Origin of the sequence: Flavonifractor sp. An306 (assembly GCF_002159455.1) — a bacterium.
Classification (GTDB): Bacteria; Bacillota; Clostridia; order Oscillospirales; family Oscillospiraceae; genus Flavonifractor.
Map to the genome: position 1 here is coordinate 23089 of NZ_NFIQ01000005.1, position 22904 is coordinate 45992.

At 56.2% G+C, this 22904-nt stretch carries 21 protein-coding genes and 1 pseudogene; 13 read left to right on the top strand and 9 right to left on the bottom strand.

Annotation, left to right across the window (positions count from 1 at the left end):
• Positions 1-16: 16 nt before the first annotated feature.
• The 4 genes from B5F88_RS01990 (at position 17) to ligA (ending at position 4690) form a co-directional block, all read left to right on the top strand.
• Positions 17-1270 carry a methionine gamma-lyase family protein gene (locus tag B5F88_RS01990; RefSeq protein ID WP_087341317.1) on the top strand — a complete coding sequence of 418 codons (1254 nt, stop codon included), beginning with the start codon at positions 17-19 and terminating at the stop codon, positions 1268-1270.
• Positions 1271-1312: 42 nt separating this feature from the next.
• A complete protein-coding gene (yunB, locus tag B5F88_RS01995) occupies positions 1313-2008 on the top strand; it encodes a sporulation protein YunB (protein ID WP_087341318.1) in 696 nt (231 codons plus the stop codon).
• Positions 2009-2091: 83 nt separating this feature from the next.
• Positions 2092-2766, top strand: coding sequence for a VanZ family protein (locus B5F88_RS02000; protein WP_162612092.1), 675 nt, complete (start codon positions 2092-2094; stop codon positions 2764-2766).
• Complete coding sequence (gene ligA / locus B5F88_RS02005; protein ID WP_087341320.1) at positions 2708-4690, top strand: NAD-dependent DNA ligase LigA; 1983 nt, start codon at positions 2708-2710, stop codon at positions 4688-4690. The genes B5F88_RS02000 and ligA overlap by 59 nt, the downstream gene beginning before the upstream one ends.
• Positions 4691-4736: 46 nt before the next feature.
• Here ligA and B5F88_RS02010 read toward each other — a convergent pair whose 3' ends face one another.
• Positions 4737-5330 carry a helix-turn-helix domain-containing protein gene (locus B5F88_RS02010; protein ID WP_087341368.1) on the bottom strand — a complete coding sequence of 198 codons (594 nt, stop codon included), beginning with the start codon at positions 5328-5330 and terminating at the stop codon, positions 4737-4739.
• Positions 5331-5476: 146 nt separating this feature from the next.
• Here B5F88_RS02010 and B5F88_RS02015 point away from each other — a divergent pair, with 146 nt between their 5' ends.
• Genes B5F88_RS02015 through B5F88_RS02025 form a run of 3 tightly spaced genes read left to right on the top strand, consistent with a single transcriptional unit; the run spans position 5477 to position 9324 of the window.
• A complete protein-coding gene (locus B5F88_RS02015) occupies positions 5477-6376 on the top strand; it encodes a DNA/RNA non-specific endonuclease (RefSeq protein ID WP_087341321.1) in 900 nt (299 codons plus the stop codon).
• 15 nt (positions 6377-6391) lie between these two features.
• The gene (locus tag B5F88_RS02020) at positions 6392-7672 is read left to right on the top strand and encodes a 2-hydroxyacyl-CoA dehydratase family protein (RefSeq protein ID WP_087341322.1); all 1281 of its coding nucleotides are present in this window, start codon (positions 6392-6394) and stop codon (positions 7670-7672) included.
• Positions 7669-9324 (top strand): acyl-CoA dehydratase activase, encoded by a 1656-nt coding sequence (locus B5F88_RS02025; protein WP_087341323.1) that lies wholly within the window; start codon positions 7669-7671, stop codon positions 9322-9324. The genes B5F88_RS02020 and B5F88_RS02025 overlap by 4 nt, the downstream gene beginning before the upstream one ends.
• A 40-nt stretch (positions 9325-9364) precedes the next feature.
• Here the strand turns inward: B5F88_RS02025 and B5F88_RS02030 are convergent, their stop codons facing one another.
• The 3 genes from B5F88_RS02030 to B5F88_RS02040 form a co-directional block, all read right to left on the bottom strand.
• Positions 9365-9964 (bottom strand): manganese catalase family protein, encoded by a 600-nt coding sequence (locus tag B5F88_RS02030; RefSeq protein ID WP_087341324.1) that lies wholly within the window; start codon positions 9962-9964, stop codon positions 9365-9367.
• The gene (locus tag B5F88_RS02035; protein ID WP_242959591.1) at positions 9964-10431 is read right to left on the bottom strand and encodes a spore coat protein CotJB; all 468 of its coding nucleotides are present in this window, start codon (positions 10429-10431) and stop codon (positions 9964-9966) included. Before B5F88_RS02035 ends, B5F88_RS02030 begins: the two co-directional genes overlap by 1 nt.
• A 130-nt stretch (positions 10432-10561) precedes the next feature.
• Entirely contained in the window at positions 10562-11020 is a 459-nt protein-coding gene (locus B5F88_RS02040) for a YhcH/YjgK/YiaL family protein (protein ID WP_087341326.1), read from the bottom strand.
• A 160-nt stretch (positions 11021-11180) separates the two neighbouring features.
• Here B5F88_RS02040 and B5F88_RS02045 point away from each other — a divergent pair, with 160 nt between their 5' ends.
• Both B5F88_RS02045 and radA read left to right on the top strand, forming a co-directional pair.
• The gene (locus tag B5F88_RS02045) at positions 11181-11882 is read left to right on the top strand and encodes an N-acetylmuramoyl-L-alanine amidase (RefSeq protein WP_087341327.1); all 702 of its coding nucleotides are present in this window, start codon (positions 11181-11183) and stop codon (positions 11880-11882) included.
• Between the two features lie 21 nt (positions 11883-11903).
• A complete protein-coding gene (radA, locus tag B5F88_RS02050) occupies positions 11904-13265 on the top strand; it encodes a DNA repair protein RadA (protein ID WP_087341328.1) in 1362 nt (453 codons plus the stop codon).
• A 63-nt stretch (positions 13266-13328) separates the two neighbouring features.
• Here radA and B5F88_RS02055 read toward each other — a convergent pair whose 3' ends face one another.
• Entirely contained in the window at positions 13329-14576 is a 1248-nt protein-coding gene (locus tag B5F88_RS02055; RefSeq protein ID WP_087341329.1) for a 6-phosphofructokinase, read from the bottom strand.
• A 128-nt stretch (positions 14577-14704) separates the two neighbouring features.
• Here B5F88_RS02055 and fba point away from each other — a divergent pair, with 128 nt between their 5' ends.
• Positions 14705-15670 (top strand): class II fructose-1,6-bisphosphate aldolase, encoded by a 966-nt coding sequence (gene fba, locus B5F88_RS02060; protein ID WP_087341330.1) that lies wholly within the window; start codon positions 14705-14707, stop codon positions 15668-15670.
• Between the two features lie 102 nt (positions 15671-15772).
• Positions 15773-16288, top strand: coding sequence for an amidase domain-containing protein (locus tag B5F88_RS02065; RefSeq protein WP_087341331.1), 516 nt, complete (start codon positions 15773-15775; stop codon positions 16286-16288).
• Here the strand turns inward: B5F88_RS02065 and B5F88_RS02070 are convergent.
• The 3 genes from B5F88_RS02070 to purB form a co-directional block, all read right to left on the bottom strand.
• Entirely contained in the window at positions 16285-17202 is a 918-nt protein-coding gene (locus B5F88_RS02070) for a tyrosine recombinase XerC (protein ID WP_343286445.1), read from the bottom strand. The genes B5F88_RS02065 and B5F88_RS02070 overlap by 4 nt on opposite strands.
• Positions 17203-17456: 254 nt before the next feature.
• Entirely contained in the window at positions 17457-18440 is a 984-nt protein-coding gene (gene pfkA, locus B5F88_RS02075; protein WP_087341333.1) for a 6-phosphofructokinase, read from the bottom strand.
• 30 nt (positions 18441-18470) lie between these two features.
• On the bottom strand, positions 18471-19907 hold the full coding sequence (gene purB / locus B5F88_RS02080; RefSeq protein ID WP_087341334.1) for an adenylosuccinate lyase: 1437 nt from the start codon (positions 19905-19907) through the stop codon (positions 18471-18473).
• Between the two features lie 161 nt (positions 19908-20068).
• Here purB and B5F88_RS21915 point away from each other — a divergent pair, with 161 nt between their 5' ends.
• Complete coding sequence (locus tag B5F88_RS21915) at positions 20069-20689, top strand: hypothetical protein (protein WP_343286446.1); 621 nt, start codon at positions 20069-20071, stop codon at positions 20687-20689.
• A 161-nt stretch (positions 20690-20850) separates the two neighbouring features.
• Positions 20851-21524, top strand: a pseudogene (locus tag B5F88_RS21920) (hypothetical protein).
• 65 nt (positions 21525-21589) lie between these two features.
• Here B5F88_RS21920 and B5F88_RS02090 read toward each other — a convergent pair.
• Complete coding sequence (locus tag B5F88_RS02090; RefSeq protein WP_087341335.1) at positions 21590-22780, bottom strand: pyridoxal phosphate-dependent aminotransferase; 1191 nt, start codon at positions 22778-22780, stop codon at positions 21590-21592.
• Positions 22781-22904 lie beyond the last annotated feature (124 nt).

The following is a 22904-nucleotide window of genomic DNA, read 5'->3' on the forward strand; positions in this document are numbered from 1 at the left end:
AGAAGGTTAAAGGAATATGTCTTTACAGATAAGTGATAAGGTCAAAACCTTGGCGGCTCAGGCCCAGGCTGACATTCGCCCCCAATTTGACCGCATTGACGCCATTGCGGAGGAGAATACCGCCAAAGTTTTGGCGGCCTTTCAGAAGCATCGGGTGTCCGAAGCCCATTTTGCCGGTACCACCGGATACGGCTACGATGACCTGGGCCGGGATACCCTGGATCTGATCTTTGCCGAACTGTTTCATACCGAGGATGCCCTGGTGCGGGTACAGTTTGTAAACGGCACCCACGCCATCTCCTGCGCCCTGTTCGGGGCGTTGAAGCCGGGAGATGTGCTGATCTCCGCAGTGGGGTCTCCCTATGACACCATGCTGGGCGTGATTGGTGTGGTTGACAAGGGGCCTGGGTCTCTGAAAAACTACGGAATTGAGTACAGGCAAGTGGATTTGGTTGACAACGCTCCCGACCCGGCAGGACTGGCGGAGGCGGTAAAAGATCCCCGGGTGAAGGCGGTGCTCATCCAGCGCTCCCGTGGCTATGCCACCCGAAACTCCTTGTCCGTGGAAGAGATTGGCTCTTTAGCTCAAGTGGTGAAGGACAATAACCCCCATGCGGCGGTACTGGTAGATAACTGCTACGGGGAATTTGTGGAGACCATTGAGCCCACTCAGGTGGGGGCTGATCTGGTGGTGGGTTCTCTGATCAAAAACCCCGGCGGCGGTCTGGCCCCCACCGGGGGATACATTGCCGGGCGGCGGGACCTGGTGGAAGGAGCCGCCATGCGGCTCACCACACCCGGCATCGGAAAGGAGTGCGGCTCCACCTTTGGCGCCAATCGCAGCCTCTATCAAGGCCTTTTCCTTGCCCCCCATACAACTGCCCAGGCAGTGAAAACGGCGGTCTTTGCCGCCCGCATGATGGAACTGCTGGGCTATCGGGTAGACCCCGCCTCTGATGCGGTCCGCCACGATATCATTCAGATGCTCCATTTCGGCGCTCCCGAACCCCTGAAGAAGTTCTGCAAGGGGATCCAGTTTGGCGCGCCAGTGGATTCCTATGTGACGCCGGAGCCCTGGGATATGCCGGGCTATGATTGTCAGGTTATCATGGCAGCCGGAGCCTTCATCCAGGGAGCATCCATCGAGCTGTCCTGCGATGCACCCATGCGGGAGCCCTACACTGCTTATCTCCAGGGCGGCCTGACCTATGAGAGCGGCAAAGCCGGGGTCATGCTGGCGGTGGAGGAGCTGCTGCGCACTCAGGTATAAGGGCAAGCATCTCCCGCATAGCCTCCAGCAGGAGGTGACGCTATGGTTGCCAGACCCAGATATCGCCCCTGGTTTCGCAAACCTCGGGCGGGACGCAGTATTCCAGCTATGCGGCGGGGCAGGGGACTGGTGCTGTCCGCCCTGCTGGGGGTAGGGCTGGCCCTGCTGGTCATTGTCGCTCTGGACAATGCGCTGCGGCCGATGGTTACCACTTTGGCCCAGGCCAAGACAGAAAATGTGGTCACCGGCATCATCAACGATGCGGTGATGGAGACCCTGTCGGCGGAGGCGGTAGCCTATCAGGACCTGGTGACCCTGGAGCGGGACAGCAGCGGCCAGGTGACGCTCCTTTCCACCAATTCAGCCAAGCTGAACGCCTTGCGCACCCAGATTCTGCAAACAGTTCTGGAGAAAGTGGACGCTCTGAACAGCGAGGACTTGGGCATACCTCTGGGCAGCATCACCGGACTGGCCACCGCATCTGACTGGGGACCGGATCTGCCGGTACAGGTGCTGGCCACGGCTACACCCACAGCAGAGTTTCGGAATGTATTTACCTCGGAAGGGATCAACCAGACTTTGCATCAGGTCATGCTGGATGTACAGGTGAAAATTACCCTTCTCATTCCCGGCGGAAAGACGGATACTCAGGTCAATGCGGAGGTATGTGTGGCGGAGACTCTGCTGCTGGGTCAGGTACCGGACACCTATCTGGAGCTGCCGGCGGCTGGTTCGTAAGAAAATCACAAGAAATTTACAAGGGAAGGCACAGATACCTTTCTTTTCTTTCTGGTACAATGAGGGAAAAGGAGGGATATACCATGTATCAAATTCCTTATTATCTGCGGGAAATGCTTATCATTGCGGTCCCGGCGGCTGTTGTGTTCTGTTGCTTCTGGCCCTATCGGAAACGGGCGCTTCAAGCCATGGGACTGCGGACCAGTCTAGGGCGGGAGATCGGACTGATCCTGTTCATCATGTGCCTGTTTGGCGTGCTGGCCGTAACCTTGTGGCCGGTCTACTGGATGGAAGATTCCCCCGGACTGTGGGGCGATATTGAACTGCTGGTAGACCGCCCCTCGTTATGGAGCAATGTCAACCTGGTTCCCTTCCGGATGTTTCAAGATTACTGGGAGGACCTGACCCGGGGCGGTGGTTTCTTTACCATCCTCAATTTCCTGGGTAACCTGGCGGTGTTTGTGCCTCTTGGCTTTTTTCCCGCTCTGCTGTTCCGAAACGCCAACTGGCGCCGCTCTGCCCTGGTTGGTCTGGGCACTTCCGTGCTGGTGGAAGTGGGGCAGTACTTTCTGATGCGCTCTACCGATATTGACGATGTTATTCTCAACACCCTGGGGGCGCTGTGCGGCTTCTGGCTGTATCTGCTGCTCAACCGCTTTGCGCCTTATCTCACTCAAAGATTCCAAGTGGAGGTCCGCCATGGACGAGAGACAGGAGATCCAACGCCTGCGCCAGGAACTGGAGCAGGCCAACTATGAGTACTATGTGCTGGACAATCCCAGCATGTCCGACTATGATTTTGACCACAAGCTCCGCCGTTTGGAGGAACTGGAGGCCAAGCATCCCGAATGGGTAACTCCAGATTCCCCCACCCAACGGGTGGGCGGTAAGGTGGCGGACGGTTTTTCCGAGGTCCGGCACCGCGTCCCGCTGGAAAGCCTTCAGGATGTGTTCTCCTTTGAGGAACTGAACGACTTTGATCAGCGGGTGCGGGACACCCTGTCAGGCGGGGTGGAGTATGATGTGGAGCCTAAGGTGGACGGGCTTTCTGTGGCTCTGGAATACGAAAACGGCCTGTTTTTCCGGGGCGCTACCAGAGGCGACGGGCAGGTAGGGGAGGACGTGACGGAAAACCTCAAAACCATCCCCTCCATCCCGCTGCGCCTGCCGGAGGCTCTGCCATCACTTATTGTTCGGGGCGAGGTCTTTATGCCGAAAGCGAGCTTTGAACAGCTCAATGCCGCTCGGGAGTTGAAGGGGGAAGCCCTCTTTGCCAATCCCAGAAACGCGGCGGCAGGCTCCCTGCGGCAACTGGATCCCAAAATCGCCGCCTCCCGTAAACTGGATATCCGGGTATTTAACATCCAGTGGGCAGAGGGCAAGACGTTTACCACACATACAGAAACCTTGGAATACTTGCGGGAACAGCGCTTTAAAGTAATTCCACATTACACTTGTTCCACCATCCAGCAGGTTGCGGAGCACATCGCCGCATTAGGAGACGGCCGGGAAGAATTCCCCTTTGACATTGACGGAGCAGTTGTAAAGGTAAATAGCCTGGCAGATAGAACCATCCTGGGCTCCACCGCGAAGTTCCCCCGCTGGGCGGCCGCCTATAAATACCCTCCCGAGCAGAAGGAGAGTGTGGTGGAAGATATTGTTGTGCAGGTGGGCAGAACCGGTGTTCTTACGCCCAAAGCGGTTGTAAAGGCTGTTCGCCTTGCAGGAACTACTGTTACTAACGCCACGCTTCACAACCAGGATTTTATTAGCGAAAAGGACATCCGCATTGGGGACACTGTGCTGGTGCAGAAAGCCGGGGAGATTATCCCGGAGATTGTGTCTGTGCTGAAGGAGAAACGTCCGGAGGGCACGGTACCGTATCATCTGCCCGACCACTGCCCGGTGTGCGGGGCCCCTGTGGCCCGGGATGAGGATGGGGCCCACATCCGCTGTACAGGCGCTGAGTGTCCTGCCCAGCGGCTGCGGCACATCGTTCACTTTGCCAGCCGGGACGCCATGGATATTGAAGGCCTGGGGCCTGCTGTGGTGGAGGCTCTGGTGGGGGCCGGACTGGTAAAAGGTCCCGGCGACCTCTACCAGCTGCAGGCCGGAGAGGTGGAGCCGCTGGAGCGGATGGGTAAAAAAAGCGCGGAAAATCTGATGGCCGCTATTGAAAAATCCAAGTCTGCCGGTTTGGGCCGCCTGCTGTTTGCGTTTGGCATCCGGCAGGTGGGACAGAAGGCGGGGAAGGTGCTGGCCGCCCGCTTTGGTACACTGGATGCATTGATGTCCGCTACCGAGGAGGAGCTGACCGCTGTACCCGATATTGGCGGTATTACCGCCAAGAGCATGCTCGATTGGTTCCAGAATGAACAGAGCCGGCATCTGATCCAGACCCTTCGGGAGGCAGGTGTGTCCTTTGACAGCGCAGAAGCTCCGGTAGGCGACAAGCTGGCGGGCAAGACCTTTGTCCTCACGGGCACCCTGGCCAACCTGGACCGGAAAGAGGCGTCCGCCCTGATCGAAGCCCAGGGCGGCAAAGTGTCCGGCTCGGTCTCCAAGAAAACCAGTTATGTGGTGGCTGGAGAGGCCGCCGGTTCCAAGTTGAAAAAAGCCAATGAACTGGGTATCCCAGTACTGACCGAGGAGGAGCTGATGAAACTGCTCTCCGAGGGATAATAAGCCAAAAGGACCCGGAAGCGTATGCTTCTGGGTCCCTTCTTATTCAGAACTTCAGCTTATGTTGCTGCAAACCGTGTTTGGTACAGTACAGATAAAGGAAGCCATCCCGCCTGCTGGCAGGAATACGGACCGCCGGCTCCTGTTCCGGATAAAGCCGGATCAGGAGTACCCGGTCATCCTGCACATAGGCGGCAAACTGTAAAAAGTGATCTTTTTCCATGGGATGCTCCCATGAAATATAGTAGTCAAGATCCATTTCCTCCATCCGCAGGTTCAGTGGTTCCGGCTGCGGAGTGGGGGACAGGGGCTCCACACTCCGACCACAGCAGAAGACCCCGCTGGCTCCGGTGCCAACCAGCAGATTCCCGCACACCGGACAGACGTAAAAACGCACTTTGGCCATATTGCCCGGATCCGGTCGGCTGGCATCCAGGTCTCCCTGAAGCAGTTTGAGCAGATCCGCACCCAAAAGAGCGGACAGTCTCTCCCATAAGGCCGAGTCCGGACAGCCCAGTCCGCATTCCCATTTGGAGACCGTCTTATGACTGACGTGAAGTCCATCTGCCAGCTGCTGCTGTGTCAGGCCCCGCTCCTGTCTCAGCTGCCGGATAGACGCCCCGATTTTTGTACAATCCATATTGTTCACCTCAGACCCCATTATACCGGACGCCATGCCAGCGCGCAATCCACGCAGCGCAGACATCCCTTTACGCGCCTTGCCAATCTGGTATGCAAAATGCTATAATGCTCCATATGTGAATCTATCAAAGAGGAGATACCACCATGAAACGAACTCGCACCTGGCTCGTGGTCCTATCCATGTTCTGTCTGCTGCTGTGCGGCTGTGAGCAGCTTTCCGCATTCTCTCCTGAAGCCAATGTGCCATCCTACACATTGGAGGATTTGCCGGAATACTCCGGAGAACCCTATGTAGTCCTAAATGAAAATGTCCCGGATTTTCCGCAGGAGGATGAGACTACAAATTCCTTTGAGCGCTATAGTCCCCTGGATGACCTGGGCCGCTGCGGGACAGCGTACGCCAATATCGGCACAGACCTGATGCCGACAGAGGAGCGGGGCAGCATCGGACAGGTAAAGCCCTCCGGCTGGCAGACGGTTAAATACGACTGTGTGGACGGAAAATACTTATATAACCGCTGCCACCTGATTGGCTATCAGTTGTCCGGTGAAAACGCAAATGAAGAAAATCTGATCACTGGTACCCGCTATCTGAATGTGGAGGGGATGCTACCCTTTGAGGATCAGGTTGCGGACTACGTGCAGGAAACGAACAACCACGTGCTCTATCGGGTTACGCCTATTTTTGAAGGGGACAACCTGCTGGCAAGCGGTGTGGTGATGGAGGCCAAAAGCGTGGAGGATGACGGCACCGGCGTGTGCTTCTGCGTCTATGTTTACAACGTCCAGCCCGGCGTAGTCATCGACTACGCCACCGGAGCAAGCTGGCTGGAGGAGGATGTCCCGACCTCTACTACGCAGCCGGAGGAGACTACTGCCGCAGAAGAGTCGCATTATGTGCTCAACACCAGCTCCATGAAGTTCCATCTGCCTACCTGCTCCGGGGTGGAGAGTATGAGCCCGAGCAACCGGCAGGACTACACCGGAACCCGTCAGGCTCTGCTGGAGCAGGGGTACACGCCCTGCGGCACCTGTAAGCCATAAGGAAGAAGGAATATCATGGCAGACATTGTGACTCACTTTGGAGAGATTATTCAGAAAGAATGCCGGAAAAATCCCCTGTTGGCCCGGCGTATGCTGCGCTTTGGCTATCGTGCCAAGAAACTGCAGCTTATGGCGGCCCCCGGAAAATATACCACAAAAGCCGCACAGATGGCGGCGGTCCAGACCATGACATCTATGATCGCGCCTCTGGCTCATCCAGAGCGGGCAGCTATGGCAAGCCTGTTTCTGCCCTGCGAACCCCTTCAGGTAGCGGGACTGTATCCCTACTCCTGCGAAGGATTCGGCTGCTTTTTGTCCGGAACACAGGCGGAACAGGAGTTTCTTCACTATGCGGAGAGCGAAGGCCTGCCGGAAACCTTCTGCTCCTACCATAAAATCTTTATCGGCGCGGCAGAAAAAGGATTGATGCCAAAACCCCGCTTTATTCTTAACACCACTTTGGCGTGTGACGCCAATCTGCTGACCTTCCGCCGTCTGGCAGAATTTTTTCAGGTGCCTCAGTTTGTGGTGGAGGTCCCTTATCAGCCAGACGAGTATGCGGTACGCTATGTGGCCGACCAACTCCGGGAGATGGTGCGGTTTGTGGAGAAGCAGACGGGCCAAAGCATTCCGGAGGAGCGTTTGCGGGAGGCGGTGTCCCGCAGCCAGAACAGCATGGAGCAGTTTGATCAATACATGACGCTCCGGGCGGATAAGAAGATCCTGGGCGAGTTGACGGGGGAGATGTTTTCCGCCTTTACGCTTCACACCCTGCTTGGCACGCCGGAAACCGAGGCCTATACCCGCCAATGTCTGGCGGAAATCCAAAAGGCCCCTCCGGCATCCGGTGTGCGGCTTTTGTGGATGCACACAACCCCTTTCTGGGTGGAGCCTCTGCGCCGGGTTACAGACTTCAATCAGGATGTGCAGGTAGTGGGCTGTGATATGTGCTTTGAGGGGCTGGTCAAGGCCGACCCGAACGATCCCTATGACGCCATGGCCCGGCGCGTGGTATATTCTGCTTTTAACGGGCCGGTGGAGCGGCGGATCCAGCGGGGTATTGCCGCCGCCAGACAGGTCAAGGCGGATGGTGTGGTCTGGTTCTGCCACTGGGGCTGCAAGCACACGCTGGGAGGCGCCCAACTGGCCAAGGAACAATTTGAGGCTGCCGGTCTGCCCTGTCTTGTACTGGATGGGGATGGATGTGACCGCAGTCACGGCGGGGAAGGCCAGCTGGCCACCCGCATGGATGCCTTTGTGGAAATGCTCCGGGCGGAAAAGGGGGAGAAGGTATGAGCACCACATGGTATATCTGCAAATACACCCCTGTGGAGCTGCTGGATGCACTGGGCGGAACCTGCCAGGTCCTGGATCATATGCCGGAAAACTTTGAACGGAGTGACGAAGTAAGCCACCCTAATCTGTGCGGCTTTGGAAAAGCGGTGATCGAGGCCTGTATGGAGGGCCGGGTGAAGGAGCTGGTTCTGGTCAACTGCTGCGACACCATCCGCAGCGCATATGATGTGTTGTTGGCCCATGGAAAGCTGGATTTCCTCTTTCTGATGGACATGCTCCACTGTGGGGACTCCTGCGCCAGGCAGAGAACCAAAGCGGAGCTGCTTCGCCTTGCGGAAGCCTATGCCGCTTATAAGGGAACGAAATTTCAACTCCAGCGGTTTCGGGATGCGTTTCATCCCTGGACGCCGCCCGTCGGCCCCTATCTCAGCGTACTGGGCGGCAGAGTGGGGGAGGAGCTCTTTTCCATGATGGAACAGACCATGCCTTTGCCTGTACGCAACGATACTTGTGTGCATAATCGGAGAGTATGCCCCCCTCCGGAGGAGTTGACGGATTTTGACAGTCTGATGGACTGGTATGCGGGGGAGCTGCTGGGGCAGATGCCCTGCATGCGCATGACAGATGCCGGTGGCAGAAAACGGCTGTATCAGGACCCCAATCTGCGCGGTGTCATCTATCATACCGTAAAATTCTGTGACTACTACGGCTTTGAGTATTCCAAGCTGCGCCATGAACTGACGGTGCCTATGCTGAAGCTGGAATCGGACTACACCATTCAAAGCAGCGGGCAGCTGCGCACACGGCTGGAGGCATTTGCGGAAGGTTTGACGCCTCAGGACCGGGAGAAGGGGACGAGAACAATGACCGGAGCGGGATATTATGTGGGAATCGACAGCGGCTCCACCAGCACGGACGTGGCCATTTTGGACCGGGACAAGCGGATCGTGGCCCAGGTGATTCTGCCAACAGGTGCGGGCGCCGCTGCGGGAGCTCAACGGGCCCTGGAGCAGGCCCTGGAACAGGCAGGGCTGAAGCAGGAGGATATTTCCGCCACAGTTACCACCGGATATGGGCGGAGCGCCATTCAGCAGGGAGACAAGTCCATCACAGAGATTACCTGCCATGCCAAAGGCGCCCATTTCCTGGACCCGGAGGTACGCACCATCATTGACATTGGCGGACAGGACAGCAAGGTCATCCGGGTAGACGAGCAGGGAAATGTGGTAAACTTTGTCATGAACGACAAATGCGCCGCTGGCACCGGACGATTTCTGGAGCTGATGGCCCGGACGCTGGAGCTGTCCATGGATGAGATGAGCGCTGCCGGGCTCTCCTGGAAGGAGGACATCACCATTTCCAGCATGTGTACGGTATTTGCCGAGTCTGAGGTGGTTTCCCTCATTGCGCAGAACAAATCCCGCGCTGACATTATCCATGGCTTAAATGAGTCGGTGGCCTCCAAGACATGTGCGCTCTGCCGCCGGATTGGCGGGGAACCAGTTTATATGATGACCGGAGGCGTATCCAAAAACAAGGGCGTTGCTCAAGCCATTGAGCGGCGGCTGGGGGCAGAACTGCGCATTTCCGAGCAGGCGCAGTTGAACGGGGCTCTCGGTGCGGCGCTTTTTGCGCTGGAGCTGGATCAATAAAGCAGACACGGGAGGCCGAAAGGCCTCCCGTGTCTGCGTCTTATGCCTTGTCAAACGCCGGATTGGTAAAATAGACGTTCTTTTGATCCATTTTTTCCTTGGCCAGGCGTACCGCCTCGCCAAAACGCTGGAAGTGTACCACCTCGCGGGCCCGTAAGAACTTGATGACATTGCTGACATCCGGGTCGTCGCTGAGCCTCAGGATATTGTCGTACGTCACGCGGGCCTTCTGCTCCGCGGCCATATTCTCCGTCAGATCCGCAATGATATCCCCTTTTACGCCAATCCCGGCGGCGTTCCAGGGCGCTCCGGAGGCAGCAGTGGGATAGATGCCCGTTGTGTGGTCCACAAAGTAGGGCGCAAAGCCGCTGGTACGAAGCTGCTCCTCGGTGAGATTGCGGGTCAGCTGGTGTACAATGGCTCCGATCATCTCCAGATGTCCCAGCTCTTCCGTACCGATATCGGTCAGGAGAGCCTGCAATTCCGGATAGGGCATAGAATACCTCTGAGAGAGATAGCGCAGAGAAGCGCCTAACTCGCCGTCCGGTCCGCCATACTGGCTGATGATATAGGAGGCCAGCTTGGGGTTGGGCGTGGTAATTTTCACAGGGTACTGCAGTTTTTTCTCATAGGAAAACATCAGCGGCTGCCTCCTTCCATCTGCTCCCAGGGCCAGGGATTTTTCAGCCACTCCATCCAATCGCCGCTCTGTGCCACAGCGGAGCGTGTAAGAGGTCCGTTGACCGCCTCATAACTGGCTCTGGCCTGGCGCTCCATATCCGCATACTGCTGATAGAGCGCAAAGGCCTCGCTGTCGTCGGCGTGCGTATCCAGATAGAGGGCCAACTCCAGCAGGACGAATTCCAGCGCCTGCAGCTCAGCTAAAGGCCCGCCCAAGGCCTGTTTGACCTCCTGCTTTACCCGGAAGGGAAGATCCAGTCCGGGAAAGAGGGTACCGGTAGCCAGCGCTTCCTGCTGTGGATAACGCTTGGGGTTTTTCTGCTGGAACGGCACATAGGGGACGGCCAACGGCGCGCAGGCGGGCAGGATGCCATTGGCGTCATCACAGGTGCCGGAGGATACTGAGGTCTGATTCTTGGGATACAAGTCATTTCCTCCTTTTATGGATTGGGAAAGGGAGGCCCCCCTCCCATCCATGCTATGCGGAGCGGCAAAAAATGTCCATTCCCGGCGAACATAAAAATCCCCTCACCTTTATGGTGAGGGGAAATGAAGTTCAGTCCAGCTTGACCTTGACCACCAGACGGCGGACCGGAGCAGGCGCACCCACCGCCACGCGTGGCGCATGGAGGTCCTGAGGCCAGACGATATAGAAGGTGCCGGGACGGATGGTAAGGGTATCCCACTGGGTAGTATAGAACTGGATGTCTCCATCCGGGTCATATTCCGTCAGCTGCTCCAGCGGAGCGTCGGGGAGGGCATAGCCCACACCTTCCAGCCCGGAGACCAGATACTGGATATCAGCGTAGTTTTTGTGGCACTCCAGCTTGCACGCCTCCACCGGCAAGGTGTCTACCGCGAAAAGAAATGCGTAAATCTCCTTTCCGTCCACCTCCACCCGCTCACCAGGGGTGAGAGTATCTGGATCCACCGTCTGCAGCCACTCCAGCGCCTTTTGAAATCTGGGTCCCAAGCCATTATACAAAGCGGCATGTTCCAATTTGTCAACCACCATAAAAGGCCACCTCCATTCAATTCTGACCTTATCATATCCCAGCCAGAGATGAAAGGCAACAAGAACTTGGACAAGGATCTGGATCTGTGGTATAATAAGTCCGCTCTTCTACCTGGCGTGACCCCCGCATATCCTCTGTTGAAGGAATGGGGGGAGTGGTTTGAAAAAACTGGGGTGTTGGATTCTGGTTGCCGCGCTGCTGGTTGTGGCGATCGGATGTATGGTGGTATATCCCAGACAGCGGCTCGCTGCTTTTGCGCCGGCAAACGGTGGACGGGTCTTGATCCTGGACGCCGGGCATGGCGGGGAAGACGGAGGTGCGGTTTCACTCACCGGCGTACCGGAGAGCGGAATCAATCTGTCCATCGTACTCAAAATAGATCAGCTTATGGGGTTCTGCGGGCAGGCTCCGGTGGTGCTGCGCACGTCCGACAGCTCGCTCCACGATTCCGATGCCGATACGCTGCGGGAAAAAAAGGCATCCGATCTGCATAACCGTGTAGCTGCAGTGGAACAGCAGGAAAACGCAGTCCTGCTGAGTATCCATCAAAACATGTTTACCGATCAGAAATATCATGGCGCACAGGTATTTTTTGCGCCGACAGCAGGCAGCCAGGAGCTGGCTGTCCACACGCAGGAGGTTCTGCGGAGCGCCGTGGACCCGGAAAACAGCCGGCAGGCCAAACCCATCCCGGATACAGTCTACCTGATGAATCACATCTCCTGCCCGGCAATTTTGGTAGAGTGCGGATTCTTGTCCAATCCGGCAGAGGAGGCGCTGCTTCGTACAGACGCCTACCAGACAAAGCTGGCTGCAGCCATGGCGGGAGCCTGGCTGCAATACGACTGGAAAATGAGCTAAAGAGAACGGGGGACTCTGGAAATGAAGTCCAAAGCGATGTTTTATTGTACAGAGTGTGGGAATGAATTGCCCAAGTGGGCGGGGCAATGTCCCGCATGTAAGGCGTGGAACACCATTGTGGAACAGCCTGCGGAAACCAAGCGGCGCTCCGTCGTATCTGCGGGAGAAACTCGCCATTCCGTTTCCCGCCCTAAACCTATGGCGGAAGTGGAGACTGGACAGGAGCTGCGCTTTGAAACCGGGATGCGGGAACTGGACCGAGTTTTGGGAGGGGGTGCGGTGCAGGGTTCTCTGGTTCTGGTGGGAGGCGCGCCTGGTATCGGGAAGTCAACCCTGATGCTCCAAATCTGCGACCACCTGTGCCGGTTTGCCAAGGTGCTTTATGTATCCGGCGAGGAATCTGAGCGTCAGATCAAGCTGCGGGCCGACCGGCTGCATGTACAGGGTACACAGCTTTACCTTCAGGCGGAAACCAATCTGGAGGAGATTTTGGAGTCTGTGCGGGAACTAAAGCCCGATATACTCATTGTGGACTCTATCCAGACTTTGTACAATGGGGAACTGTCCGCCGCTCCCGGCAGCATCGGCCAGGTCAAAGACTGCACCATGGCCCTGATGCAGCTGGCAAAAGGGCAGGGGGTAACGGTTTTTGTCATCGGTCATGTCAATAAGGAGGGATCCATTGCCGGACCCAAGGTGCTGGAGCACATGGTAGACTGTGTGCTCTATTTTGAGGGAGAACAGCAGAATTCCTACCGAATCCTGCGGGCGGCGAAAAACCGGTTTGGCGCCACCAATGAGATCGGCGTATTTGAAATGGGAGACTCCGGTTTGCGTGAAGTACCAAATCCCTCGGAAATGCTGCTGGCGGGACGGCCACAGGATACGCCGGGCACCTGCGTTACCTGTGTGATGGAAGGTGTACGCCCCGTTCTGGCAGAGGTGCAGGCCCTTTTGGCCCCCACCAGCTTTAATGTACCCCGGCGCACCGCCAACGGCTTTGATTTTAACCGTACCAATCTGTTGCTGGCGGTGCTGGAAAAGCGGGGCGGGCTGATGGTCAGCACCTGTGACGCCTATATCAACGTGATTGGCGGCCTGTTTTTGGATGAACCGGCGGCAGACCTGGCAATGATAATTGCCATGGCCTCCAGCTTCCGGGACAAACCGGTACCTGGTGATCTGGCAGCAGTGGGGGAGGTGGGCCTAACCGGTGAGCTCCGCTCCGTCAATGCCCTCGGACAGAGGCTGAGCGAGGTCCATAGGCTGGGATTTACCAAATGCCTTGTCCCCGCCCAGGCAGGAGGAAAGCTGGAGGTTCCGGACGGTCTGCAGCTTATCAAGGTGCGAAATATCAGGGAGGCTCTGGCCGCTATTATTTGAGTAGATAATAAAAAATGGGATTCGGAAAAGAGTTTTCCGAATCCCATTTTATTTGTCTCATGATCAGCCGTCTATGTCAGTGGTCAATACCTTTTTCAGCTTGGCAAAACGGGGGAGAGAGGCCTCTCTGAGCGCGTCCGGCTCACCCTGGATGAGGGGCAGCACATAGTCAATGAAGGGCTGCTCCACACCGTTGCCTGCGGCATTGATCCATTCACGGGGCACTTTCTTCTCAAAGTTGGCTACGATGTCCAAGGGCTGCAGGATCGTCTCACAGTGGTAGCCGCCCTCACGCTTGCAGAGGAACGCCACCATTTTATCCGTAACGCCGGAGACCGCCGCTTCAACAGCAGCCTTGCCTGCCAAGTAGGCCTCTTCAATATCCGTTTTGGAAGCGGTATGGGAACCGCAGCGCTGCAGCAGAGACAGCTCAATTCCCCGCACCTTCGCGCCAGTCTCCATCTTGATGGCATCGGCCAGCATGGCGGCTAGACCGCCCAGCTGGGCATGTCCAAAACCATCGGTAGCGGAGATCTTCGCCTCGGACACAAAGGAGCCATCAGGATGGTGAATACCCTCAGAAACAGCCACCATACATTTACCAGTATTCCGGTAGATACGGGCAACGTCATCCAGGAAATCCGTCAGGTCAAAGTCGGTTTCCGGCAGATAGATCAGGTCGGGACCATAGCCGGCCCAGGTAGCCAGACCGGCGGAGCCAGCCAGCCAGCCAGCGTGGCGACCCATGATCTCGATTACCGTAACCATGCCGGTATCATATACGTGGGCGTCCCGATGGACCTCCATGCAGGTAGTGGCGATAAACTTAGCCGCAGAGCCGAAGCCAGGGCAGTGGTCGGTACCGTTCAGGTCGTTGTCGATGGTCTTGGGCACGCCCATGATCCGACATTCATATCCCACTTTCTGCATGTACTTGGAAATCTTGTTGCACGTATCCATGGAGTCGTTGCCGCCATTGTAAAAGAAATAGCGTACATCATACTTCTGGAAAATCTCCAGGATCCGCTTGTAATCGCTGTCATCCTCATCCGGGTCCTTCAGCTTGTACCGGCAGGAACCCAGGGCAGAGGAGGGAGTATACTTCAAAAGCTCCAGCTCAGCCGCGTCTTCTACGCCCATATCGTACAGCTTTTCATCCAAAACGCCCCTGATACCATGGGCAGCGCCCAGAACACGGGTGATACAGTCGGTATCCAGGGCCGTGCGGATCACGCCCAGCGCGCTGGAATTGATAACTGCGGTCGGACCACCGGACTGTCCGATGATACAGGCGCCCCTTAACTCACTCATGAATTTGCCTCCTGATGTTTCATTTTTGGAAAATTTGACGGTTTGCCAAATAATCATACCACGTCCTCTTGAAATTATCAATGAGAACTGTTAGAATCATGTAGAGTTAAGAAAAGGAGATGAGCCTTATGCCACTGGTTACCACTAAGGAAATGTTTGAAAAGGCCTATCATGGCGGCTACGCTATCGGCGCTTTCAACGTCAATAACATGGAGATTGTGCAGGGCATCACTGAGGCAGCCAAAGAAGTCAACGCCCCCCTGATCCTTCAGGTCTCCAAGGGCGCCCGTGCCTATGCCAATCACACCTATCTGATGAAGCTGGTGGAGGCCGCTATTATTGAGACCGGACTTCCCATTTGCCTGCATCTGGACCATGGTGACAGCTTTGAGCTGTGCAAGAGCTGCATTGACGGCGGCTTTACCTCTGTTATGATCGACGCCAGCTCCAAGCCCTTTGCCGAGAATATTGAGATTACCAAGCAGGTGGTGGAGTATGCCCACGACCACGGCGTGGTGGTAGAGGCTGAGCTGGGTGCTCTGGCCGGCGTGGAGGACGAGGTCAGCGTGTCCGCTGAGGATTCCCACTACACCCGTCCGGAAGAGGTGGAGGAGTTTGTCGCCAAGACCAACTGCGACTCTCTGGCTATCGCCATTGGCACCAGCCACGGCGCATATAAGTTTACCGCCGCTCAGTGCACCCGCAATGAGAAGGGCGAGCTGGTTCCTCCTCCGCTGCGCTTTGACATTCTGGACGAAGTGGTCAAGCGTCTGCCCGGATTCCCCATTGTGCTCCATGGCTCCTCTTCCGTACCCCAGGAGTATGTGAAGATGATCAATGAAAACGGCGGTAAGATGCCCGATGCCGTTGGCATTCCCGAGGAGCAGCTCCGCCAGGCCGCCCGGGGCGCCGTGTGTAAGATCAACATTGACTCCGATCTGCGTCTGGCCATGACCGGCACCATCCGTCAGTTCTTTGCCGAGCATCCTGACAAGTTTGACCCCCGCGAGTATCTGAAGCCCGCCCGCGCCAATATCAAGGAGCTGGTGAAGCATAAGCTGATCCACGTGCTGGGCTGCGACGGCAAGGCGTAATGTTTCTTTTATAGGTATAAAAAAGGAGAGGGGAGACCCTCTCCTTTTTATACCCATATCTCCCACCCAAGCATAAGATAAGAGGGGAGGGGAGAACGTATTATGTTAGAACAAATCGCCTATCACCGCCGGGCAGCGGTGGCCTATGCCCACAGATGGGCTTTTCAACGCAATCCAGCCTTCTATGATTATGAGGATATCGGAGGCGACTGCACCAACTTTGCTTCTCAGTGTTTGTATGCTGGCTCCGGCGTCATGGATTTCACGCCCGACTTTGGATGGTACTATCTCAATGCCAACGACAAGGCTCCGGCATGGACCGGCGTGGAATACTTTTATCGCTATCTGACCCGACAGATACCAACACCAGGCCCGGCGGCCCAATCAGTGCGCCTGCGGCAGCTGGTACCCGGAGACTTTGTACAGCTCAACGCCAATGGGGAGGCGTTCACACACACCGCCATTGTGGTCCAGATACTGGGACAGCCCACGCTTCGCAATACGCTGGTTGCCTCCCACTCTTATGATACAGACTATCGGCCATTAAGTACCTATTCCTTCCGAAGCGCACGCTTTCTGCATATTACCGGGGTATGGAGGACGATAGAATCCCTTTAATCTTCTTTTTTTGCTGGATGTGCGGACTTGAGACGACCCAGCGGGTTTGCTTTGGCGGCGGCACGCAGATTTTCATTGTCTACATGCGTATAAATCTGGGTGGTATTCAGGTGCTCATGACCCAGCACTTCCTGCAAAGTACGTACATCCACGCCATTCTGGAGCATTAGTGTGGCTGCCGTATGCCGGAGTTTGTGGCTGGAATACAGGGAGGCGTCCAGTCCAGCTTTTTTCAGCCGCTGCTTTACCATATAGTGGACAGCGTCAGTAGTCATTCTGGTGTGCCTTCTGGTGAGAAACAGAGCGTTTTTATCGGCTGCGGCGCATCGGCTCCGCTCCTCCAGCCAGGCCCGGATCGCCTCCATACAGGCATCGTTAAGAAAAATCATCCGTTCCTTGTTGCCCTTGCCCAGAACCCGCAGCTGATCATCACGCACATCCGTCAGATTAAGTGAAACTAACTCTGAAATCCGCAGCCCGCAGTTTAAAAACAGAGTCAAAATACAATAGTCTCTGGCTTGATTCGGTTCATCCACAGATTCCAGCAGCTGGATGCTTTCATCCAGGTCCAGATAGCGCGGCAGAGATTTTTTCAGCCTGGGGGAATCCAGATCCTGCATGGGATTTTCCGCGATCAGCTTGGCCTTATTGGTGAGATATTTATAAAAGGAGCGTATGGCGGCAATCTTACGGGCACGGGCAGAGGCTTCCAGCCCATAACCGGTCATCGGGCTGTTGGCGTGTTTGGCCCGATCACGGCTGAGATAATTCATGTAGCTGTAGACGTCGCTGAGGGTTACAGAGCGGACAAACTCCAGGTCCACATCATCAATAGAAATCTCATCCAGCTCAGCTGTCCTGGGTACGAGGCCTTTTTCCATTTTTAAATACCGAAAGAAGTTGCGCAGATCCAAATAGTACTCATCCACGGTTTTGCGGGAGTGGCCCTGGATGGTCTCATGGTAGACCAAAAAGTCCCGGAGGACCTGTGGGGCGGTCTGTCTGTCGTCTGACACCGGTTTAGCCTCCCTTCAACTCAACAAAATTTTTATTTTGTTGAGTTAACAATCTAAATTCATAGCCGCCCCCCTACGGGGTCGGCACAGCTGATTTTATATCTCCGGACCTTGCGCTATTCACGCAAGGTCCGGAGCGCTTGTTCGCGTTTTTATTGTACGCCAGTCAATGCACGCATAACGGTGTAGGTCTGCTGATCCAGACCCTTGTGCATCTTCAGCGCCTCCTCGATATCATAATCCACATAGGATTCGCCGTCCATCGCCACCACACGGCAGGTTTTGCCCTCGGCCAACAGCCGGACAGCCTCATAACCCATATATGTAGCCGCAATCCGGTCACGGACCGTTGGCGCACCACCGCGCTGCACGTGACCCAGGATGGTTACGCGGGTATCCAGAGACGTGGCCTCATTGATCTGCTTGGCCACCTCATAGGCGCCGCCTTCCACGCCTTCCGCCACAATGATCATAAAATGGGTCCGGCCGGCCAGACGAGACCTGCGGATGGGCTCCATCAGATCGTTTTCATAGTCTACCTTCTGCTCCGGCACCAACACGGCGGTTGCGCCGCAGGCCACGCCTACGTTCAGGGCCACATGACCGGCATGCCGGCCCATTACTTCCACTACAGAACAGCGCTCATGGGACTGCATGGTATCCCGCAGTTTATCAATGGACTCCAAGGCGGTGTTGCAGGCGGTGTCATAGCCAATGGTATAGGTAGAGCAGGCGATGTCGTTATCAATCGTTCCGGGAATGCCAATGACGCTCAGGCCCTGCTGTGCCAGAGTCAGCAGACCGCGGAAGGTACCGTCGCCGCCAATGCCCACCAGAGCGTCCAGACCCAGCAGCTTGCAGGTGGCTACCGCCCGCTCCCGGCCCAGCTGGGACTTGAAATCCTCGCTGCGGGCAGAGTACAGCATGGTTCCGCCCTTTCTGGACAGGCCGCTGACGCTTTCAAAGGTCAGAGGCACAAAGTCCCCGTTGATCAGGCCGTGATAGCCCCGACGGATTCCGATACACTCAATGCCCATATGCAGTGCGGTACGAACAACAGAGCGGATGGCTGCGTTCATGCCCGGGGCATCTCCCCCACTGGTAAATACACCAATACGGCGAACAGATTTCTCCATCACAAGCATCTCCTACCTTATAATATCGTTTTATACCTTCAGTTCGGCTTCCCGTGTCTTCAGTGCCTCGGAGTAGCGCTCCAGAACGGGGTTGACCTCAGCCTGCAAAAAGGCATCCACCTGTTCCGGGCAGCGGCCAATATAGCGGGCGGGGCACATATGAGCGGTCAGTTCCTCCTTGTTCAGTCCAAACAGCGGGTCCGCGGCAATCAGGTCAATGAGGTTGTTGGCCTCTCCCCTGTCCTTCACATTGGCCCCTGCCTGCTGGGAGAGCACCCGGATACGTTCATGAAGCTGCTGACGGTCGCCGCCCTTTTTGACCGCGTCCATCATAATATTTTCGCTGGCCATAAAGGGCAGCTCCTCCATGACGTGCTTTTCAATGACCTTTTCATGAACCACCAGGCCGTCAGCCACATTGGCGTAAATATTCAGAATAGCGTCCACCGCCAGGAAGGCCTCCGGGACAGACAGTCGCTTGTTGGCCGAGTCGTCCAGCGTACGCTCAAACCACTGAGTCGCCGCGGTAACGGCCGGATTGAGGGCGTCTGCCATGACATACCTGGCCAAGGAGCACATCCGCTCGCACCGCATGGGGTTGCGTTTATAGGGCATGGCGGAAGAACCAATCTGATGGGCCTCGAAGGGTTCCTCCACCTCCTTCAGGTTGCACAGCAGCCGCAGATCAGTGGCGAACTTGCTGGCCGATTGGGCAATACCGGAGAGTGTGGAGAGCACGGCATAATCGGTTTTTCTGGAATAGGTCTGGCCGGAAACCGGAACTGTCGCTTCAAATCCCATCTCAGCTGCAATCTTACGATCCAGCTCCATACATTTGTCATGATCGCCGTCAAACAGCTCCAGGAAACTGGCCTGGGTACCGGTGGTACCCTTGCAGCCCAGCAGCTTCAGGGTGGAGATCCGATGCTCCACTTCCTGAAGGTCCATCAAAAGCTCGTTCATCCAGAGTGTAGCCCGCTTCCCTACGGTTACGAGCTGTGCCGGCTGGAAGTGGGTAAAGCCCAGCGTGGGCAGAGCCCGGTAGCGCTGTGCAAAAGCCGCCAGATGACCCAAAACCCGTACCAACTCATCCCGGACCAGGCAGAGGGCCTCACGCATCAGGATCACATCTGTGTTGTCCCCCACGTAGCAGCTGGTGGCACCCAGGTGAATGATGGGCATGGCCTTGGGACACTGGAGACCATAGGTGTGTACGTGGGCCATCACATCATGACGCAGTTCCCGTTCAAATTTTGTGGCTGTTTCATAGTCAATGTCCTGGACGTGAGCTTCCAGCTCGTCCACCTGTTCCTGCGTAACAGGCAGTCCCAGCTCCATTTCCGCCCGAGCCAGCGCCACCCACAGCCTGCGCCAGGTGGTGAATTTTTTGTCCGGGGAAAAGAGATACTGCATCTCATCGCTGGCATAACGGGAACAAAGCGGCGATTCATACTTATCTTTCTTCATGGATACCCTTCTTTAAGCATAAAAATGGCAATTCACTACAGCGGCTAGTATATCACAAAAGCCTTTTTGTAACAAGAGGTACTTTTACACACCACCCTTGCCAGGACTGCGGAACGGGTGTAAACTGGACGCAGCCACAATCCAGCAAAGGAGGCCGTACTATGTTGAAAAACTGGGCGTTTGACGAAGGAAAACCAGACAAAGACACCTGTAAGGCACGGCTGAAGCAGCTGCGGCAGGAACTGGCTGGGCTGCAGCAGCGTCTGCGCCAGGCCCAACTGCCGGTCGTTATTCTGCTGGAGGGCTGGGGCGCCGCTGGAAAGGGCAGTGCGATCCGGTCTCTGATCCGGGAATTGGATCCCAGATTTTTTAAGGTTCTCACTGTAAACCAACCCACCAAGGAGGAGCGGCGGTGGCCTTTTCTGAAGCGCTACTTCTCCTCCATTCCGGAGTCTGGAAAGCTTTTGTTCCTGGATTCCGGCTGGATCAGCGAGACAGTGCAGGATTACCTTTGCGGAGAACTGTCTGAGACGGAGTTTTTCCGGCAGCTGGAGAGCATCCAGACTATGGAGCGTCAGCTTACCAACGGCGGGTATCTTCTGGTCAAACTGTTCTTTCACATTGACGCCACGCAGCAGCATGACCGTCTGTACAAACTCGCCTCCCACCGGGATACCTCCTGGCGGGCCAGCGAGGCGGACTGGCGTCAGAACAAAAGTATCTGGACTGCTTTGACCGTTGCCTGGAGGCCACTGATACCCCATGGGCTCCCTGGAAGGTGATCGACATCAGCCATAAAGTTTCAGCGCAGCTGCAGGCGGCGGAGTGGCTGTATCAGCAGATCTGCGCCGCTCTGGAATCCAGGCCGGAAACCTGTATGCCGGAATACCACTGGCCGCTGGAGCCCTCCCCCCTGCTTGCGCAGGTATCGCTGGATAAAACCATGGAGGACAAGCGGTACCGCAAAGAATTAAAGGCCTGCAAAAAGCGCCTTGCGGAACTGCACAATGAACTGTACCGGAAAAAGGTCCCTGTGGTATTGGTATACGAAGGCTGGGATGCAGCCGGAAAGGGCGGAAATATCAAGCGTCTGGCCTCCGCGCTGGATCCAAGGGGCTATGAGGTCATTCCCATTGCCTCCCCCACTCCGGATGAGCTGTCCCGCCACTACCTTTGGCGGTTTTGGACCCGCCTGCCCAAAACGGGACACATCGCCATCTTTGACCGCAGCTGGTACGGCAGAGTGATGGTAGAGCGTCTGGAGGGCTTCTGCTCGGAGGACGACTGGAAACGGGCCTATGATGAACTCAACGAGTTTGAGCGGGAGCTCACAGACGCAGGCACAGTGGTGCTGAAGTTCTGGGTGCATATGACAAACAGACTCAGCTGGAGCGGTTTCAGGACCGGCAGCAGGACCCGGCCAAACAGTGGAAGATCACCGAGGAGGACTGGCGCAACCGGGAAAAATGGGACGCCTATCAGAAAGCCGTGGATGAAATGCTCCAAAAGACCAGCACACAAAACGCACCCTGGCATATCCTGGAATCGGCGGATAAGCGGTATGCCCGCATCAAAGCGATGAAACTGGTGATCCACGCCATTGAACAGGCCCTGTAAGTCATTGGAAAGGGCCCGTAACAGCTGCCTTCCCGCAGCCGTTACGGGCCCTCTCTTTCTGCATTTTACTCCGCCAGGAATTTCTCCAGTCGGTCCAGCCCCTCCTTGATATTTTCAATGGAGGTGGCATAAGACCAGCGGACAAAGTTAGGCGCACCAAAACCGGAGCCAGGCACCACCGCTACCAGGCCGTATTTCAGGAACGCGTCGGCAAACACATCGTCGTTGGTAATTTCCACCCCGTGGATGGTCTTTCCAAGCAGCTTTTCCAGATTCATCATCACGTAGAAAGCTCCCTCCGGCTTGATGCAGCTGACGCCGGGGATGGAATTCATCCGCTCCACGATGTAATTCCGCCGCTCCTCAAAGGACTGGCGCATGGCCTCAACCTCATCCTGAGGGGCATTGAGCGCCACCACAGCTGCCTTCTGGGAAATAGCCACCGGAGAGCCGGTGGAGTGGCTGACGTAGTTGGCCATGATCTTGGCGATGGTATCATTGGCGCAGGCATAACCAATTCGCCAGCCGGTCATGGCGTAGGACTTGGACACGCCGTTAATGAGTATGGTCAGCTCCTTGACCTCGGGGCTCAGTGCGGCAAAGCTGGTGAACTCCATTCCATCATACACCAGGCCATAGTAGATCTCGTCAGAAATCACATAGACCTCATGCTTCAGGCAGACGGCGGCAATGGCCTCCAGCTCTTCCCTGCTGTACGTCATGCCGGTGGGGTTGGAGGGGTTATTGAGAATAATGGCCTTGGTCTTGGGGGTGATGGCAGCCTCCAGCTTCTCAGCGGTAAGCTTGAAATGCTCGGCTTCCGTCGCGGTAACCACCACAGGCACACCGCCCACCATGCGGATGAGCTCAATGTAGCTGACCCAGAAGGGCGCGGGCAAAATGATCTCGTCCCCCGGGTTTACCAGAGCGCGCAGAGCCAGATATACCAGATGCTTTGCGCCGCTGCTCACCACCACCTGGCTGGGCTTGTAGTCCAGACCGCAGTCAGCCTTCATCCGGTCACACACCGCCTGACGCAGCTCCACCGTACCGGCGGCAGGGGTATAGCGGGTAAAATTATTCTGAATGGCCTCAATACCCGCCTGCTTGATGGCGTCAGGCGTATTGAAGTCGGGCTCGCCGGCGCCAAAGCCGATCACATCAATACCATCGGCCTTCATCTGCTTGAACATGGCATCAATGGCCATGGTGGTGGACGCCTGTACGGCCTGTGCGATTCTGGACAGCTCTTTCACTGGAATCTCTCCCTTGTTCTCAAAGTTCTTGACATATTATATGCGCCGTCTTGCAAAAAAGCAAGTGTTTATTGAAAAAACTTCTCGAATTTTGAATGCACAAGAAATTATTAATGCAAAAACA

What these genes read in the sequence shown, in the direction of transcription:
- B5F88_RS01990 (WP_087341317.1), top strand. Translation starts at nt 17, where the DNA reads ATGTCTTTACAGATAAGTGATAAGGTCAAAACCTTGGCGGCTCAGGCC.
- yunB (WP_087341318.1), top strand. Translation starts at nt 1,313, where the DNA reads ATGGTTGCCAGACCCAGATATCGCCCCTGGTTTCGCAAACCTCGGGCG.
- B5F88_RS02000 (WP_162612092.1), top strand. Translation starts at nt 2,092, where the DNA reads ATGTATCAAATTCCTTATTATCTGCGGGAAATGCTTATCATTGCGGTC.
- ligA (WP_087341320.1), top strand. Translation starts at nt 2,708, where the DNA reads ATGGACGAGAGACAGGAGATCCAACGCCTGCGCCAGGAACTGGAGCAG.
- B5F88_RS02010 (WP_087341368.1), bottom strand. Translation starts at nt 5,330, where the DNA reads ATGGATTGTACAAAAATCGGGGCGTCTATCCGGCAGCTGAGACAGGAG.
- B5F88_RS02015 (WP_087341321.1), top strand. Translation starts at nt 5,477, where the DNA reads ATGAAACGAACTCGCACCTGGCTCGTGGTCCTATCCATGTTCTGTCTG.
- B5F88_RS02020 (WP_087341322.1), top strand. Translation starts at nt 6,392, where the DNA reads ATGGCAGACATTGTGACTCACTTTGGAGAGATTATTCAGAAAGAATGC.
- B5F88_RS02025 (WP_087341323.1), top strand. Translation starts at nt 7,669, where the DNA reads ATGAGCACCACATGGTATATCTGCAAATACACCCCTGTGGAGCTGCTG.
- B5F88_RS02030 (WP_087341324.1), bottom strand. Translation starts at nt 9,964, where the DNA reads ATGTTTTCCTATGAGAAAAAACTGCAGTACCCTGTGAAAATTACCACG.
- B5F88_RS02040 (WP_087341326.1), bottom strand. Translation starts at nt 11,020, where the DNA reads ATGGTGGTTGACAAATTGGAACATGCCGCTTTGTATAATGGCTTGGGA.
- radA (WP_087341328.1), top strand. Translation starts at nt 11,904, where the DNA reads ATGAAGTCCAAAGCGATGTTTTATTGTACAGAGTGTGGGAATGAATTG.
- B5F88_RS02055 (WP_087341329.1), bottom strand. Translation starts at nt 14,576, where the DNA reads ATGAGTGAGTTAAGGGGCGCCTGTATCATCGGACAGTCCGGTGGTCCG.
- fba (WP_087341330.1), top strand. Translation starts at nt 14,705, where the DNA reads ATGCCACTGGTTACCACTAAGGAAATGTTTGAAAAGGCCTATCATGGC.
- B5F88_RS02065 (WP_087341331.1), top strand. Translation starts at nt 15,773, where the DNA reads ATGTTAGAACAAATCGCCTATCACCGCCGGGCAGCGGTGGCCTATGCC.
- pfkA (WP_087341333.1), bottom strand. Translation starts at nt 18,440, where the DNA reads ATGGAGAAATCTGTTCGCCGTATTGGTGTATTTACCAGTGGGGGAGAT.
- purB (WP_087341334.1), bottom strand. Translation starts at nt 19,907, where the DNA reads ATGAAGAAAGATAAGTATGAATCGCCGCTTTGTTCCCGTTATGCCAGC.
- B5F88_RS21915 (WP_343286446.1), top strand. Translation starts at nt 20,069, where the DNA reads ATGTTGAAAAACTGGGCGTTTGACGAAGGAAAACCAGACAAAGACACC.